Origin of the sequence: Bacillus sp. AFS041924, from assembly GCF_002577195.1 — a bacterium.
Lineage (GTDB): Bacteria > Bacillota > Bacilli > Bacillales > Bacillaceae_G > Gottfriedia.
The window spans coordinates 124880-140415 of record NZ_NULG01000007.1; the positions used below are offsets into that span (position 1 = coordinate 124880).

Annotated in this window: 13 protein-coding genes and 1 pseudogene; 5 read left to right on the forward strand and 9 right to left on the reverse strand. The window is 32.9% G+C overall.

What is annotated here, in order from left to right; genetic code table 11:
* Nucleotides 1–66 precede the first annotated feature (66 nt).
* From COC46_RS02640 to COC46_RS02655, 4 genes are all read right to left on the reverse strand, one after another.
* Nucleotides 67–750 carry an ABC transporter ATP-binding protein gene (locus COC46_RS02640; RefSeq protein ID WP_098808225.1) on the reverse strand — a complete coding sequence of 228 codons (684 nt, stop codon included), beginning with the start codon at nucleotides 748–750 and terminating at the stop codon, nucleotides 67–69.
* The gene (locus COC46_RS02645) at nucleotides 750–1835 is read right to left on the reverse strand and encodes an ABC transporter permease (RefSeq protein ID WP_098808226.1); all 1086 of its coding nucleotides are present in this window, start codon (nucleotides 1833–1835) and stop codon (nucleotides 750–752) included. The genes COC46_RS02640 and COC46_RS02645 overlap by 1 nt, the downstream gene beginning before the upstream one ends.
* A 115-nt stretch (nucleotides 1836–1950) precedes the next feature.
* A complete protein-coding gene (locus COC46_RS02650) occupies nucleotides 1951–3339 on the reverse strand; it encodes a HAMP domain-containing sensor histidine kinase (protein ID WP_098808227.1) in 1389 nt (462 codons plus the stop codon).
* On the reverse strand, nucleotides 3336–4013 hold the full coding sequence (locus COC46_RS02655) for a response regulator transcription factor (RefSeq protein ID WP_098808228.1): 678 nt from the start codon (nucleotides 4011–4013) through the stop codon (nucleotides 3336–3338). Before COC46_RS02655 ends, COC46_RS02650 begins: the two co-directional genes overlap by 4 nt.
* Nucleotides 4014–4434: 421 nt before the next feature.
* On the opposite strand from COC46_RS02655, the gene COC46_RS02660 reads away from it, so the two are divergent.
* On the forward strand, nucleotides 4435–4818 hold the full coding sequence (locus COC46_RS02660) for a DUF4183 domain-containing protein (protein ID WP_098808229.1): 384 nt from the start codon (nucleotides 4435–4437) through the stop codon (nucleotides 4816–4818).
* Nucleotides 4819–5219: 401 nt separating this feature from the next.
* Here the strand turns inward: COC46_RS02660 and COC46_RS02665 are convergent, their stop codons facing one another.
* Complete coding sequence (locus COC46_RS02665; RefSeq protein WP_098808230.1) at nucleotides 5220–6464, reverse strand: helix-turn-helix domain-containing protein; 1245 nt, start codon at nucleotides 6462–6464, stop codon at nucleotides 5220–5222.
* Between the two features lie 188 nt (nucleotides 6465–6652).
* Nucleotides 6653–8368: a M4 family metallopeptidase gene (locus COC46_RS02670; protein ID WP_098808314.1), complete on the reverse strand. Its 1716-nt coding sequence runs from the start codon at nucleotides 8366–8368 to the stop codon at nucleotides 6653–6655.
* 271 nt (nucleotides 8369–8639) lie between these two features.
* On the opposite strand from COC46_RS02670, the gene COC46_RS02675 reads away from it, so the two are divergent.
* From COC46_RS02675 to COC46_RS02685, 3 genes are all read left to right on the forward strand, one after another.
* Complete coding sequence (locus COC46_RS02675; RefSeq protein WP_098808231.1) at nucleotides 8640–9440, forward strand: DUF4047 domain-containing protein; 801 nt, start codon at nucleotides 8640–8642, stop codon at nucleotides 9438–9440.
* Nucleotides 9441–9450: 10 nt separating this feature from the next.
* Complete coding sequence (sipW, locus tag COC46_RS02680) at nucleotides 9451–9999, forward strand: signal peptidase I SipW (RefSeq protein WP_098808232.1); 549 nt, start codon at nucleotides 9451–9453, stop codon at nucleotides 9997–9999.
* A 67-nt stretch (nucleotides 10000–10066) separates the two neighbouring features.
* On the forward strand, nucleotides 10067–10681 hold the full coding sequence (locus COC46_RS02685; RefSeq protein WP_098808233.1) for a TasA family protein: 615 nt from the start codon (nucleotides 10067–10069) through the stop codon (nucleotides 10679–10681).
* A gap of 46 nt (nucleotides 10682–10727) precedes the next feature.
* On the opposite strand, the pseudogene COC46_RS02690 reads toward COC46_RS02685, so the two are convergent.
* Together COC46_RS02690 and COC46_RS02695 are read right to left on the reverse strand one after the other, a co-directional pair.
* Nucleotides 10728–11838 (reverse strand): annotated as a pseudogene (locus COC46_RS02690) (oxalate decarboxylase family bicupin).
* A gap of 170 nt (nucleotides 11839–12008) precedes the next feature.
* Nucleotides 12009–12569 carry a DEAD/DEAH box helicase family protein gene (locus COC46_RS02695; RefSeq protein ID WP_098808234.1) on the reverse strand — a complete coding sequence of 187 codons (561 nt, stop codon included), beginning with the start codon at nucleotides 12567–12569 and terminating at the stop codon, nucleotides 12009–12011.
* A gap of 283 nt (nucleotides 12570–12852) precedes the next feature.
* Between COC46_RS02695 and COC46_RS02700 the strand changes: the two genes are divergently transcribed.
* Nucleotides 12853–14205, forward strand: coding sequence for an Nramp family divalent metal transporter (locus tag COC46_RS02700; protein WP_098808235.1), 1353 nt, complete (start codon nucleotides 12853–12855; stop codon nucleotides 14203–14205).
* Nucleotides 14206–14364: 159 nt separating this feature from the next.
* Here COC46_RS02700 and COC46_RS02705 read toward each other — a convergent pair whose 3' ends face one another.
* Nucleotides 14365–15240, reverse strand: coding sequence for an alpha/beta fold hydrolase (locus COC46_RS02705; RefSeq protein WP_098808236.1), 876 nt, complete (start codon nucleotides 15238–15240; stop codon nucleotides 14365–14367).
* Nucleotides 15241–15536: the final 296 nt, after the last annotated feature.

Genomic DNA, 15536 nt, shown 5'->3' on the forward strand with positions numbered 1-15536 from the left:
GTTCACACACTGTTCGCGTTTTTCACTATAAAAAAAGAACCCGCTCAATTGAAACGGGTTCTTCCACTAAATTTGTTCAGTAAGTTTTCCATTTTCGATATAAACTACACGATCACATAAATCTAGCATCCTTTTATCATGCGTAACCATAATCGCAGCTTTTTGTCTTTGTTTAACTTCCTTTGAAAGCATTTCAACGACTGCTCTTCCTCTTTCAGAATCGAGACTAGCTGTTGGTTCATCCGCAAAAATGACTTCTGGATCATTCATAAGTGCTCTAGCGATTGCCACTCGTTGTCTTTCACCACCTGATAGATTTTCTGGATAATTTCTCATCCTTTTAGATAATCCTAATTGCTCAAGTAGTTCATTAGCTTTCTTTTCTGCAACTTTATTTTTTATCCCTGCTAATTCTGCAATTAATAAAAGCTGATCTTTAACTGTTAAATATGGGATTAAATTAGACATTTGAAAAATGAATCCAATTTTAGATAGTCTAAATTCATTCAGCTTATTTGCAGGGAGATTGCTAATTTCGATACCATCTATTAAAATTTTCCCATTACTCGGAGATAGTAATGCTCCTGCTATTGAGAGGAAGGTACTTTTTCCTGAGCCTGAAGGACCTACGACTGCTACTAGTTCACCAGCTTTTACTTGAATGGAAACTTGATCTAATACCGTTGTTGCTAACGAATCTCCATCATTATATATTTTGCTAATATTATCTAGTACTAGTTTATTACTCATTAAAAAGCCCTCCCTATTGCTTCAATCGCATCAATTTTTACTACTTTTAATAAAGAAATTAATGAGCCAACAATTGCAACAAATAGAAATAATAAAGAACTTCCTATAATTAATTGAGCATCAAATACAAAAGGTAAACCTGCTGGTAATACTTTCGATAATCCAAATGTTATTGAAATGCTAATTATTAAGCTAAAAAGTGTAAGCGTTAAAACTTGAAAAATGATGTTTTTCGCTAAATAACTAGTTTTTGAACCTATAGCTTTTAGCACTCCGAATTGATTAATTTTTTGAATTGTAATGATATAGAAAAAGACTGCCAACACAAATGCACCGATAAAGAATAGAAAAACAATCATCATTAGTAACGAGCCCTGTTCTTCTTTATAACCAGGTATTCCTTTTAATGCTTGTTTTTTATTAATTACTTCTACTCCTGAGACTTTTTCATTTATCTTTTTTGCAGTAAATTCATTTGTTTTTAATGCAATAGTATTAAATGAATTCTGCCTATTCAAAAGGGGCCACTCTTTATAATTCACATGAATAACCGGTGCATGACTATATGACTGATTCTCCGTAAATCCAACAAGTTTGAACTCTTTACCTGAGATTTGATCTGTAATACTATCACCAATTTGGATTCCTTTTTCTTTCAAGGAAATATCTCCAACAACTTCATTCGTTGTTGTATTATTAATCATTTTGCCTTCAATTATCTTAGGAGCTGCTATTCCATTCACATCAATTCCAAATATGGTAGCATCTATTTTTTTAGATGTCCCTTCCTTCAGAAAAGTAGTCATTTGAACTCCTAAAGTTGTTGAATTTTTCTCACCAGCAAGTTTCTGAACTTCATTTATTTGTTTTTCCGTTAACATTGAATGATTAATTTGTTTACCTGATTCCTTTTGTAAAACAAAATAGTTTGAGGCCATGCTATCAATGGATGAAGCATTATCAAATGACAATCCTTTTGCTAATCCTGAAACAAATAACACAAGAAAAGATATGAGGATCATGATTAAGCTGATTAATAAAAATCGTAATTTTGCATGTTTAAATTCCCTTAATGCAAGAAACACCTGTCATTCATCTCCTTTAACATACTAAATTTGTAGAGTATAAAAAATAAAATCACTCTTTGTAATTTAAAGTATAGGAATGTTAGATGAACAACAGGTGAACAGTCGATTACAATTATAAAATATGATTATTTGGAATGGATAGATGAAATTTAGTTCCTTCGCCAACTTTACTGATTACCTCAATACGCCCATTATGCAATTCAATGATTTGTTTTACGATTGCTAAACCTAAGCCGCTGCTAGATTCTTTTCGGTTCCTTGCTTTATCAACAATAAAAAATCGATTAAAAATTTGCGTTAAATCATGTTCAGAAATGCCAATTCCAGTATCTTGAAATTCGATTTGAACATGATCTTCATTACTACTAAGTTTTATTGAGATTGATCCACCTTGATGATTGAATTTAATACTATTTGTCATTAAATTTGTCCAAACTTGATGCAGCAAATTCTTATCAGCGTAGACTAAAGTTTGTGGTAATTCTAAATCAATAGCCAAATCCTTGTTTCTCCAACTCCATTCAGTTGTAAAAACTACTTGTTTTATTTGTTCTGCCACATCAAACGATGTTTTTTGTAAAATACTTTCTTCCTTATCTAATGCAGCTAAGGTTAATAATTGTTTACTTAATAAGGACATTCTTCTACTTTCTTCTTCTATGATCGATAAGTAATGATTTCTCTGCTCTTCAGATAAGCTTTTAGTTTGAAGTGATTGCGAAAACCCTTGTATTGATGCAAGTGGTGATTGAATTTCATGAGATACATTCGAAACAAATTCCTGGCGCATTGCCTCAATTTGCCCCAATTTTTGTGACATATGTGAAAAGTTGTTTGCAAGTTTTCCTATTTCGTCTTGACGATTAATTTGCAAATGAACATTGTATTTTCCTTCTGAAATCTTTTTAGTTGCTTCAGTTAATTTAATAATCGGTTTTACAATATACCTTGTACTAACTAAAACTAATATAATACTTAATATGATTGTCAGTAAAAGGAGAATTGAAAAGAGAATACGTAATTCTCCAAATTGAAGCTGTACATTTGGTCTCATAAAAAGTGCTAGCTGATTATTCCCTGACTTGACCGGAACACCAATTGTATTACTCAAAGTGTTATCAAAAAAACCAGTCACAAATAATGATGTAGGGAATTCAGCAATGCCGTGATAAACCTTTCCGTTTATCACGGAATCAATCACTTTACGATCTAGTTTTTTATCTCTAAAAGAACCACCATAATAGGATTTATTTTCTTCTTCATCCACTATTAAAATTTGATATCCTAATTTACTCACACTATTTAAATAGTTACTTAGCTCTATTTCATTATTATCTTCATAAAAAGTGCCAATATCTAGAGCCATTTTAGTTAATTTTTTATCATTATAAGGCTTTAAATTATAGTGGTAATACACATTAGAAAAAAAGAATGACAATAAACTGCTACAGATCATAACAATGATGATTGTAAGAACAATTCTTATGTATAAAGTTTTCACTTTTTAGAGACCTCCAATTTATACCCAACACCACGAACAGTTTTAATACTAAAATCATCTGTTAGAGTAGAAAATCTCTCACGTAAACGTTTAATATGAACATTTATTGTTCGATCATCACCCTCAAAATCAGCACCCCATATTAATTGGATTAACTCATCTCGTGTAAAAATTCGATCCGGATAACTTGCCAATTGAGATAATAATTCAAATTCCTTCATCGGAAGCATTAATAATTTGCCACTACAATAAACCTCATAGCTCTTCCGATCAATAACCGTCTCGTTCAGCTTAATTTTTTGAGAGCTAATCATATTGTATCGCCTTAACAATGCCTTAATCCGAAAACATATTTCTTTTGGCTCAAAGGGTTTTGTTAAATAATCATCTGTTCCAACAGCAAAACCTTTTTCTTTATCAGAAAGCTCGCTTTTTGCAGTTAATAATATTACTGGAAAATCATAATACTCTCTAATTTCTTCACAAAGCTGATACCCATCTTTACCAGGCATCATGACATCTACAATCGCTAAATTAATTTGTCGACTCTCTAGTAAAGCAGAAGCCTCATCTCCGTTAGCTGCTTCAAATGTCGAATAGCCTTCTGATTGTAAATACATTTTCAGCAATTCTCTTATATGTGAGTCGTCATCAACGATTAAAATTCGAATCATAATTTATCCCCATTCTTTGAAATTAGTACAAATCATATCATATTTTAATTTTAATATCCTTTTTCGATCTAATTCATGGGTAGAAATACCGAAGTAATATAATACGAAAAAAAAAATTCAATAATATAGTTTGTCCCCCATACATTTCTCTATTTTTAAACATAAAATTATTATGTAGTTTAATAATGGCTGTTTTCGTATATCTTGTTGTTCTTTAAGAAGATGAATGGCTGATTTCACTCCTAAATGTTTATTTATTGAGTAATTGGCGAACAACTCAAAATTTCACTTTTTCTGATACTCCTACAGAAACCCCACACTTTTTTCAAATAAGCTTCCTTATTTACTCTGTGTTTTAAAAGATATGTTAATATACGACAATCATTTCGAAAAGAGTCCATTGTAGAAAGAGCAAATCCAAATGGCACTTCAACTAGTGAAAATTCTCGACTCTGCTTCTTCAACTATTGAAACTGTCCCAACTGATTCAAGATTCTTCTACGTAACAACCACTTCAACAGCAGCTGGTGCAACTTTAACAATTGACCCAGCTGATTTTTTAACTGATACTAGTGCAGCAGTTGCTACACTTCCTACTTTACCTACAAATAATAGTTACTTTAATATCTACATTAACGGTGTTCTACAAATGAGTGGTATTTCAGCATATCCCCCTGGAGCAACAGGCGTTGGTTCATTAGCGATTACTGTACCTGCTGGAGGAGACGGAATTTTAGCCGATACTCCAATAGTGTTAGAAATAGTAAGTTTTGCACCTACATCTAATATTACTGTTTCAACCTAAAAATGCTCAAAAAAAGTTCCTTTATTTATGGAACTTTTTTTAATTATTTACTAATATTTTGATTATAAAAGCACTTGTGTGAGGATAATTTCTACTTTCGGGTTTGCTTTCTGTTGGGATCAAGGGAATAGTGGAGATAATTACAAGATTGCACCAATTTTTTCTCCGATTTAAAAAGAAATTAGAACGATTCTGTTAGCTTTCCATCTGAAAGTCAATTCCACTGTCAACATTTAGTGTGAAATCCATTAACTGGTATGGATAATTTTATATCTTATTTGCAGTTTTGATCATTTTATTTTCACTTCTCTAAGTTATATTTGTAGCTATGACGAAACTACAGTATTTATTCTGAAATAAAATAAAAGAACTGCCTACAACAGTCCTTTAGTTATTAATTTTCACAGCCCTATTAAGTAGTTAGACATTTCAACTGCCTTCTCAAACTCTTTTTCTTTTACATAATAATCATATAACTGCTTACCATATCGCTTCATCAAAATAGTATGATTACGTGACTTAAAATAAGGAAATGCTGTCTTTTCTATGTATTTAATATATTCTTTCGTTTTATTTTCAATGGAATAGATTAGTAATGTAAAAAGTACTTGATAATGTTCATTATTTAGACCTTCTGCAACTGATAGACCCTTTTGAGCATTATTCAATAAGGCGGATTTTCGCATTAATTTACCTTCTAACGAACTTTTAAGATAATTATTAAGTCGTTGGAGATAGTTTACAGAAGGCTTTTTCTCCAATTGTAACGCCGCTTTATAATATTTTTGTGCTTTTTCATAATCTTTTCTTTTAAAGTATTCCAAAGCAAAGTTATTTAATAACATCCCTGTTTTATCTGGTGCATTGAGCGTTTCACTATCATGAATTAGGTTTATATATGATTGTTTCAATGCTTTAAAATCTATGTGTACATCGTTGCTTGCATGTAAAAGCATAATTGATTCAGCATTTATAGCACGTAAATAATTACTTGTATCTTTAAAATGTTTAAGAGCCTTTTCTGCATATACATATGCCATCACTTTTGAATCACTCCAGCCATATGCTACCGCTAAGTGATAGTAGTATTCCGGATTACCATACTCATTTATATCAATTTTCTTTAAAGTTTGTATTGCTTTATGATGATTCTCTGTACTTGAGTTATTGTAATTACCTAAATAATAAATCCCCATTACGTGCAAAAGGAGATTTCTTTCAAAAGGAGTTAGATTCTTATAGTTTCTTTGTACACATTGAATTATCGTATTAGTGTTTATAAGGTCGTTTTGTAAGAGAAAATATCTTGCTAAAAGTAGTTGATATAGGGCATCATATTTTGGCGAATTAATAAAAGGGCTTTTATCCAGCTCATTCTTAAATGATTCAACTTCTTTCATTCTTAGCTTAATTATTGCTGTATGCCAGTTTTGTAGTTTCTTTTCTAGATTTTCAAAGCTAGTAATTTCTTTTCGAATATCAATTTGTAATCGTTCAGAAAATAAGGTAATAATCTCAGAGGAATAGGATGTAGTCCCTCGTTCAATTTTCCCTACGTGCTTGGAAGAGCAAATTCCTTTTCCTAGTTCTTCTTGCGTTAGTCCGGCTTTTGTGCGATAAAATTTTATAACTTCTCCCTCGATCAATGAATGCTCCCCCTATCCTAAAATTTATACTAAATATACTATATATTTAATATTTTTTAACAGTTATATTGTCACTGTTTATTAAGTTTTTTTAATAGAAAACTAATTATTCGGACTAACAGGAAAAAGTTAAAGAAAATAAGAAAACCATGAACAGCCAAGTTTGTTCATGGTTTTTAAGTTAATTATTATTTAACACCAACAGCATCATATGCATCCATTACTGCTTTTGTTTGTGTTGATGGTAGACCAGTAGTTTTGCTATCTGGATATAGATCACGAGCAGCTTGGATTGCAGCTTCACGCATTTCTTTAAATCCAGAAGAAGGTGTTAAATACATTGTTAATGCGCGGTAGTAAATTCTCTCCGCTACTGTACGTTGCAATTTAGCTACTGTTATGCCATTATGTGTGCCACCCTCAGCGATTAAGTATGCAGCTTTATTGTTGATACTACTGTTGATGTGCACGCCACCTTTGTCTTCTGCCCCCAAATAACGATCATCATAATGATCAGGGTATTTATTATCCTTTAATCCATAAATCGGATTAAGTGACTTAGTTTTTGGATTGCTTAATGAACGAAGTCCGCCATCTCCATCTTTTGTAGGAGTGTAGATATCTTCACCCATTTCCCAATCAGATGGAACTGTTGCACCTGCAGCATTCATTTCGGCCAATGCCCCAAAGATATCTGCCAATGATTCATTAATTGCACCAGACTCTCCTTGGTAAGTTAGGTTTGCTGTTTTTTCGATTACACCGTGTGTCATTTCGTGACCTGTAACGTCCAAACCGCCAGCTAATGAACCAAGAATAATTCCATCACCATCTCCGTATAGCATTTGTTTTCCGTTCCAAGCTGCATTATTCCATTTTGAACCAATATGTACCGTACTGATTAACGGCATACCTTTACCATCTAAACTGTTACGCTTGTGTATTGATTGGTAGTACTTATTTACTTTATCAGAGTTCATATGCGCTGATACTCCAGCAGGATCATAGAAGAAATTAGTTGAATTTTTTGTTTCTATTTCAAATCCTGTAAATCCAAATAATGCTGAAAGAAGGATAAACGGTGTTTCCCCCATACGATGAGCATCGAAAGTTGCAAGTGGCACGATATTTGGTGAAGTAGTAGTACCACCAGCAATTGATCCTCCATATAAATAACTTGTACCAGTTGTAGTGTCTTTTCCTACAGGGAATGTCTGCATTTTACCAAATACATCTAAACCTCTTCCAACCGCAACAGTAAGTTTTGCTGGATCCGCTAAACTGTCAATTGCATTGAAGCTATCGATTATTTCTCCATTTGTTGCATCAACAAAATAGTGGAAATATCCAGGTGCAGGTACAGAAGTTGAAGCCTTAACTAAATATGTTAAATAATACTTTCCATTATGTGGATAAATTGTTAAATCAGTTTCTATTCCATCATAATTAGTAACAGTTCCAATTTTGGACTCAATGCTCTCTTTAGCAGTTGTTTCTGCATCTTCCTTAGAAATATCCGCTTCAGTTGGAATAATTGTACGTGCTAATTTTTGAGTTACATTTCCAAATGATGCATATACATTGTTATTTGCGTCTATTGCTACGGCTTGTCCTGAACCATAGATTGGAATTCCTTTATATTGTTCAACCGTTCTTACATGGTAAGTATTTGTCGTGCTATCAGCTTGTTCACTTACAATTTTAAACTGTTCCCAAGTAGATCCCGTTCTAGCAAGATCAGTTACTTTAGAGTTAAGGTATGCTTTTACAACTTCTTCCTTACTTAAAGCTTGATCAACCGTTGCTGCACTTGCTTTTACATTTACAAATGAAGGTAAAGTAGTTAGTCCGCCTCCAAATGCTACAGTTAATGCCATTATTGCTGGAATTGCTTTGCTTCCCATTTTTTTCTCTTTTTTCATTTTCAAAACATTCACCCCTTATTTAATTTGTTTTGCGACTGCAATTTTCATTATTGAGAAAATTCCAAATTAAATCAATACGTCGAAGTCGGGTTCTTTTTTAGTTGTTTTTTCAAGTGTCTCCCTTATCAACGACTAATTTCGACAATATACTACTAGTATTTAACCCGAAAATAACCCGGTTTCAATTTTCTGACAACTAAGTAATAATGAATTTCAACAGGGCTTTTTGCAAAGGAGTGATAAACAAGCGATGAAAAAAGTCTCGATAATAGTGAGTTTATGTTCGATTCAATTTTACTTAGCTATGCAAACAATTGGTCAAACAGAGGCTACATTTTCTAGCCAGGCATCAACAGAACAAGTTGTTTCTGCAGCGATTGTATTTCCTAAAACAATCCAAACTCACTTAGTTGCTGCAAAGGTTCATTCATCAAAGGCCAACCAATTATATGAATCAATGATAAATACATCAGTTAATGGTGCTTCTGACTCTGAATTATCCGATTTACTTAACAACGTTCTTAATGAGGAACAGGAATTGTATGAAGAACTAAAAAGTTTACATACAATTCAAGAGGAAATGAATTCCTATCAATCTCAAATTCAAGCACTTTCGAAAGCAGAACGTAGTAGCTATGAATATGTAAGTAGCAGCTACCAAGAAGTTAAACAATTGAGTTTACAAATTAATAAAACCATCAATCTACAAGAAATTAAAAAAATCAAATCTAGCATTCAAGAAAAAATCAAGGATCGTACAGAGAAAGTAGAAAAAAATAATGGACCTCAAAGTAATACTGACTCTGTAAAACACGATACTAACTCTAAATCAGTCCAAAATGAGACAGACTCTGTCATAAACAATACTGAATCCATTCAAAATGACACGGATTCTGTCAAAAACAATACTGAATCCGTTCAAAATGACTTGGATTCTGTCAAAAACAATCCTAAATCCGTTCAAAATGACACGGACTCAGTTCAAAACAATGCTGATTCAGTCCAAAATGAGACTTCAGATAATTCTAACAATAAAACTCAGAATGAATAGGTGATAACCCATGTTAAAGAAAGTTCTATCAATTATAGGTAATATTTTAAAAAGTATCTTAGTAGTCATACTGTGCTTCTTAGCTTTTGTTGTCATTTCTTCTAGGTTCACGGGTGGTGAATCTACTATATTAGGCTATCAATTAAAAGCAGTGTTATCCGGTTCCATGGAGCCAACCTTTCATACTGGATCAATAATTGCAGTAAAACTAGGTGCAAATCCCTCATCTTATCATAAAGGAGACATTATTACCTTCCAAATGGACAATAAGCTAATTACTCACAGAGTAGCAGCTGTTCATAATAAGAATGGTGAAATTTCATATAAAACTAAAGGTGATAATAATGATGCCCAGGACATTTGGACAGTTTATCCTCAGAATATCATTGGAAAATATACTAATTTTTCAATTCCGTATGTTGGATATGCACTAAATTTTGTAAGTTCAAAAGCTGGTTCTGCATTATTATTAATCGTTCCAGGCGTACTTTTAACACTATTTGCAGTACGTAATTTATTCCAATTAAAAAAAGAATTTGAGCAAAAAACAGCAAATTAATTTAGATTAGATCTCTTAAGAATACAAGCTTAAGAGTTTAATAAATAAACCTTAAGGGGGAAAAGAAATGAGTTTTACTAAACGTATAGGTCAAGTTGTTATGAGTGGGGCAATGGGGTTATCATTAATTGGTGGAGGTACTTTTGCATATTTTAGTGATACAGTTAACACTGAAAATACATTTGCAGCAGGTACATTAGATTTAAATATGAATCCAAAAACTGTTGTAAACATTAGTAATCTAAAACCTGGTGATGAGATTTACCGTGAGTTTACACTAGAAAACAATGGAACTTTAGATATTAATAAAGTTTTATTAGATACAAATTACACAGTCGAAGATGCAAAAGATGATAATATAAATGATTTTGCTAAGCAAATTAAAGTAACGCTTATGTACAACACTAGTAGTGCTACAAATCAAATCGTTGAAACAACTTTATATGAATTACATACTCAAAAACCTGATTTAACAACGATCTTCAACTTTGTTGGTAGTACAAAAGATCCTGATGGCATCGCAGCAGGTCAAAAAGAAAAGATTTTCGTATTATTTGAGTTCGTTGATAATGGACAAGACCAAAATGAATTCCAAGGCGACAAACTTAAAATTGACTGGACATTCAATGCTCAAACTGGCGGAAGCACTTACCACGACGATACTGATCCTAACAGTAACTAATCAATGACAAAACCACCTATTTTTAATTAGGTGGTTCTTTTTTCTATTAAACTTCCGGCCATTTTTGCTTACGAAGTTTTTCAATTAAGTCATTGCCTACATTTAAATTCTCTTTCACTAACTCATGTGGAGTTAGTGCCATCCATTGATTTAATGATACATCTTGGAATCGACTACTCTTAAATATTTCAAGAAACCAGAGGCTAGTCTCTCCTATATTTTCTATATAGTGTCCGAATGCAAATGGTACGTATCCTACATCCCCCGCTCTATAGTTGAATGTTCGTGCATTTCCACTCCCTCCGAATACTGTCATCCTACCTGTACCGGTTAGGTAGTATTGCCATTCATCATTATTTGGGTGCCAATGCATTTCTCTCATTCCACCTGGTTTTATTTCTACTAAAGCAGCAGCGACTGTTTTCGAAATTGGAAAATTAGTCGAGTCAACAATCCGGACTGTCCCACCAGGCGTTACGATTGGCTTTTGTGCCAATAATTTATATGCAAAACTGTTTGGCACACTTCCATATGGATCATCCACTTTCTGACTTCCAAGCGATTCTGGCACTTTTTCTTGAAAAATGTATAGCTGTTTTGTAGGTATATTTCTGAAGATGTTTTGCACTATTCCAAAATTTTTGGCTAAGACTTCCTTAGGAGTGTGCGCAAACCAATCTGAAATCGATATAGTGTTTAAATCCGAAAATTTTCCATCATCAAAAACTAGTAGAAACTCACATCCCTCCTCAAGTCCTTGAATTGAATGTGGAATGCCTGGTGGAAAATACCAAATATCTCCCTCTTCTACATCTGCAATAAAATTACGCCCATCTTGGTCTACTGCAGTAATTCTAGCTTTACCTAAAATCATATATGCCCATTCTGCTTGTTGATGCCAATGTAATTCTCTAACTCCACCTGGAGTTAACCTCATATTTACGCCAGCAATTGTCGTAGAAATTGGAAGTTCTCTTACAGTAATTTCCCTTTGGAATCATCCCTGCATCAGTAACTGGAGGAACTAACATATCCGGATTTTCCATATCTCGCATAATATCGCATGGCCCATTATCTGTAGCTCCTGCGCCATCTGGCCTTATTGGTTGTGGAATGCGACTATTTAAACCCCTTTTTTGTTTGATATTCTCATCCATGACATTCTCCTTTCAGATCTACTCGTACCAAATATATGTTTTATCTACTTTTACTATGCAGTATTAAAATGAGGCAAAAAAAGAAGCTGTATTAAACAACTTCTTAAGGAAGAATCTATTCTAGTTTTTTAATTCCTCTACACTCCTTACAATGTCTTTCAGATTACTACCTATAAATCAAACCTCTCCTTTATCAAAGTCGCTACCTCTTCTGCACTCAAATTTGTATTATTAATTTTTATATAATTTTCCTTCTTAATTTCGTCTTCTATAGAATTTAATCTGTATTTCTCCATCGTCTTAATCAAATTGTTCTCAGACCATTCAATATCTCTTTTTGTTGGCTTATGCTCTAATCTGTGTGGAGTTTTATTTCGGGCAAGTCTTTCATCTAATTCCGCCTCTAGTTCGACAAAATAGGTTGTTGCACCTCTTGACTCAAATATGTTACAAACTTCCTCAACATAATCCCAGTCGGATTTTAAATCGAGAGCCCAAACATATGTAAAAATAATTCCATATAAGTTACTTTTGGATACCTCTTCAAAAATTTCATTTCGGAATAAGTTGACAAGTCGACTGCCTTCTTTTGTCCCATAATCAAAAAACTTGCTAACTAAATCGATTGTCATATGATTATGAAACAATTTTAAGTCTGTTATTTTTTCTAATTCATGTCCGACAGTCATTTTCCCTACTGCTTGAGGCCCAAATAATAATATAAACTTCATTTAACTTCCCCTTTATATAACTGAATTTTTTGACTAGTATATCACAATTATAACGACTTACCTTCTCCTATAATTTCAAAATTGTATAGAAAATAGTAAAAAAGCAGAAACCAAAGAAAACCCTATTAATCAACGTTTATCAACTATTTACTGAAAATTAACGAAGTTATAAAAAATTTTTTATTACATTTAAGAACTATTGTGTTAAAATCAGCATATAATTTAAAAACTTTCCCTAGGGAAAAACTATTTGATGTGTACAATAAAACAGGTGGTGGGAAACATGTCACAAGAATCACAAGAAAAAGTCATATATGACGAAGCCGGCTGGAGACAACAACAAACACAACCTAGTTTGCAAGAAGTTCATCGATCATTACCTGTTCCAAAGAAAGCTAGTAATTTTCGTAAGTTTCTTGCATTTGCAGGACCAGGTTATTTAGTTGCAGTTGGATATATGGACCCAGGAAACTGGGCAACATCAATAGCAGGTGGATCTGCTTTTAATTACAATTTATTATCTGTTATTTTAATATCAAATCTAATGGCTATCATTCTACAATCTTTGGCTGCTAAATTAGGTATTGTTACTGGTAGAGATTTAGCTCAAGCATGTCGAGACCACTTTAGTAAACCTGTATCTTTTATACTTTGGTTACTTTGTGAAGCTGCAATTGCCGCGTGTGACTTAGCTGAATTAATAGGGTCAGCTATCGCTTTAAATCTATTATTTGGTATTCCGTTATTTTATGGAATTTGTTTGACGACTTTAGATATATTTATTGTTTTACTTTTACAAAACAAAGGATTTAGATATATCGAAGCATTTGTTATTTCTTTAATTATTTTAATTACAGGTAGTTTCGTTTTTGAATTGATTATGTCTCAACCTGATATAAAAGCTGTATTTGGAGGATTTATTCCAAGTTCTCAAGTTATAACAGATCCAAAAATGCTTTATATTTCTTTAGGAATTTTAGGGGCAACTGTTATGCCACATAATTTATATCTGCACTCTTCAATTGTGCAGACAAGAAAATTTGACGTTTCTGATACTGGTAAGAAAGAAGCGATTAAATTTGCTACGATCGATTCAACTGTTGCTTTAATGATTGCATTATTCGTTAACGCAGCAATCTTAATTTTAGCTGCGTCTACTTTCTACCAAAGTGGTCACACGAATGTCGCATCGATTGAAGATGCATTCCAATTACTTACACCGTTGTTAGGAACAACTTTAGCAAGTACATTTTTTGGATTGGCTTTATTAGCATCAGGTCAAAACTCTACTTTAACAGGTACACTTGCTGGCCAAATCGTCATGGAAGGCTTTTTAAATATTAAACTAAGACCATGGCTTAGAAGACTGATTACTCGACTAATTGCCGTTACACCAGCATTAATCGTAACTTACTTTTACGGTGCAAAAGGAACTGCAGATTTATTAATACTAAGCCAAGTAATATTGTCTTTACAGTTATCTTTCGCCGTTATTCCACTAGTCATGTTCACAAGTGACCCTAAGAAAATGGGCAAATTTGCTAATAAAACATGGCTAAAATCAGTAGCTTGGACGATTGCTTCTGTCATTGCAGTCTTAAATGCATATTTACTTTGGGCAACATTCTTCAAGTAAAAAATAAAAAGATTGAACAGATGTTTGAATGACATTTGTTCAATCTTTTTTTCTCTTATAATGAAATTTTGCAAATAGAAATTCTATCCATTTTGACAGTGGTAAGAATCCCTCATAGAGGGTTTTCAATGGATCTTCCAATAAGTACATTTTTATTAACTAAGCTTCTTTATAAAATTTATCAATGATTGAAATTTGCTCATTCGTATTTAATGCAGGTGCATGACCAACTTTAGGTATGGTTTCCATTTGAAACTTCTGAGTATCCTTCATTTTTAATGCTACATCAAGCGGCAATACATCTGAAACTTCTCCTCGGATGAGCATAATCTTGGACTGAATAGCCTCCCAGTAACTCCATAAAGTTAGATCTTCTGTATGCTGAAATTGCAATGCAATTTTAGGATCATAATCAGGACTAATTCCACCCTCATCTCTTCTACGGTAAGAATTTCGCGTAAAATCATTCCATTCTTCTTCACTTGTAACACCAAATGATTGATAAATTAACTTATAGTAATTCTTCAATTCTGTAACTGTTTTAAATTGAGGAGGTGTACCTACATAGGTAATAATTCTCTTAATTCCTTCAATATCTTGTGGTTGGTTTTCTGAAGCACCTGCTCCAATATCATTTAAAACTAAATGAGTAATACGATTTTTGTGTTCCGGTGTTCCAGCAAGTCGCATTCCTATTGCTCCGCCCATTGAAGTCCCTACCCAACGAACTTGTTCGATTTCTAATCGATCTAATAAACCAATTGCAATATTTACATAGTTTTCAAAACAGTAATCCTGCTCCGGAGAAGTACTCCACTGACTTAATCCACGTCCGATCGTATCAGGGCAAATTACATGATACTCACCAGCTAAATGACGAGCTAAAATATCAAAATCCCTACCATTTCTAGTTAAACCATGCCAACACACAACAGTTGGATTTTTTCTATCACCCCACTCCGTAAAATGAAGCTCCATTCCATTAATCGATTCAAACCGAGACTTTGGATACAAAATATTAATCACTCCATTCATTTTAGTGTCCACTTTATTTAATATTCGATTTTTTTAAAATTATCCCTATAAAAAGGACAAGCAAACGGAGGATTTTTACATCTTTAAGACTATTATCATTTAAATAATAATAACGAGAGGTACATCACAATCATGAATACATCAGGTATTCTTTTAGTTTGTTTAAGATCATTAAATTACTCCTTACTTATAAAACATCAATAGAATAATAAACCAGGAAAAACTTATTTCTATATAATTGGTCGCAAAGTTCAGCTTACGATTATATGAAGTAGCTGGGAAAAAGAAAACTTCTA

Bases quoted from the DNA above. Each gene is read 5' to 3' on its own strand.
- COC46_RS02640 (WP_098808225.1), bottom strand. From the start codon at position 750: ATGAGTAATAAACTAGTACTAGATAATATTAGCAAAATATATAATGAT.
- COC46_RS02675 (WP_098808231.1), top strand. From the start codon at position 8,640: ATGAAAAAAGTCTCGATAATAGTGAGTTTATGTTCGATTCAATTTTAC.
- COC46_RS02700 (WP_098808235.1), top strand. From the start codon at position 12,853: ATGTCACAAGAATCACAAGAAAAAGTCATATATGACGAAGCCGGCTGG.
- COC46_RS02705 (WP_098808236.1), bottom strand. From the start codon at position 15,240: ATGAATGGAGTGATTAATATTTTGTATCCAAAGTCTCGGTTTGAATCG.
- COC46_RS02685 (WP_098808233.1), top strand. From the start codon at position 10,067: ATGAGTTTTACTAAACGTATAGGTCAAGTTGTTATGAGTGGGGCAATG.
- COC46_RS02660 (WP_098808229.1), top strand. From the start codon at position 4,435: ATGGCACTTCAACTAGTGAAAATTCTCGACTCTGCTTCTTCAACTATT.
- COC46_RS02655 (WP_098808228.1), bottom strand. From the start codon at position 4,013: ATGATTCGAATTTTAATCGTTGATGACGACTCACATATAAGAGAATTG.
- COC46_RS02695 (WP_098808234.1), bottom strand. From the start codon at position 12,569: ATGAAGTTTATATTATTATTTGGGCCTCAAGCAGTAGGGAAAATGACT.
- COC46_RS02670 (WP_098808314.1), bottom strand. From the start codon at position 8,368: ATGGGAAGCAAAGCAATTCCAGCAATAATGGCATTAACTGTAGCATTT.
- sipW (WP_098808232.1), top strand. From the start codon at position 9,451: ATGTTAAAGAAAGTTCTATCAATTATAGGTAATATTTTAAAAAGTATC.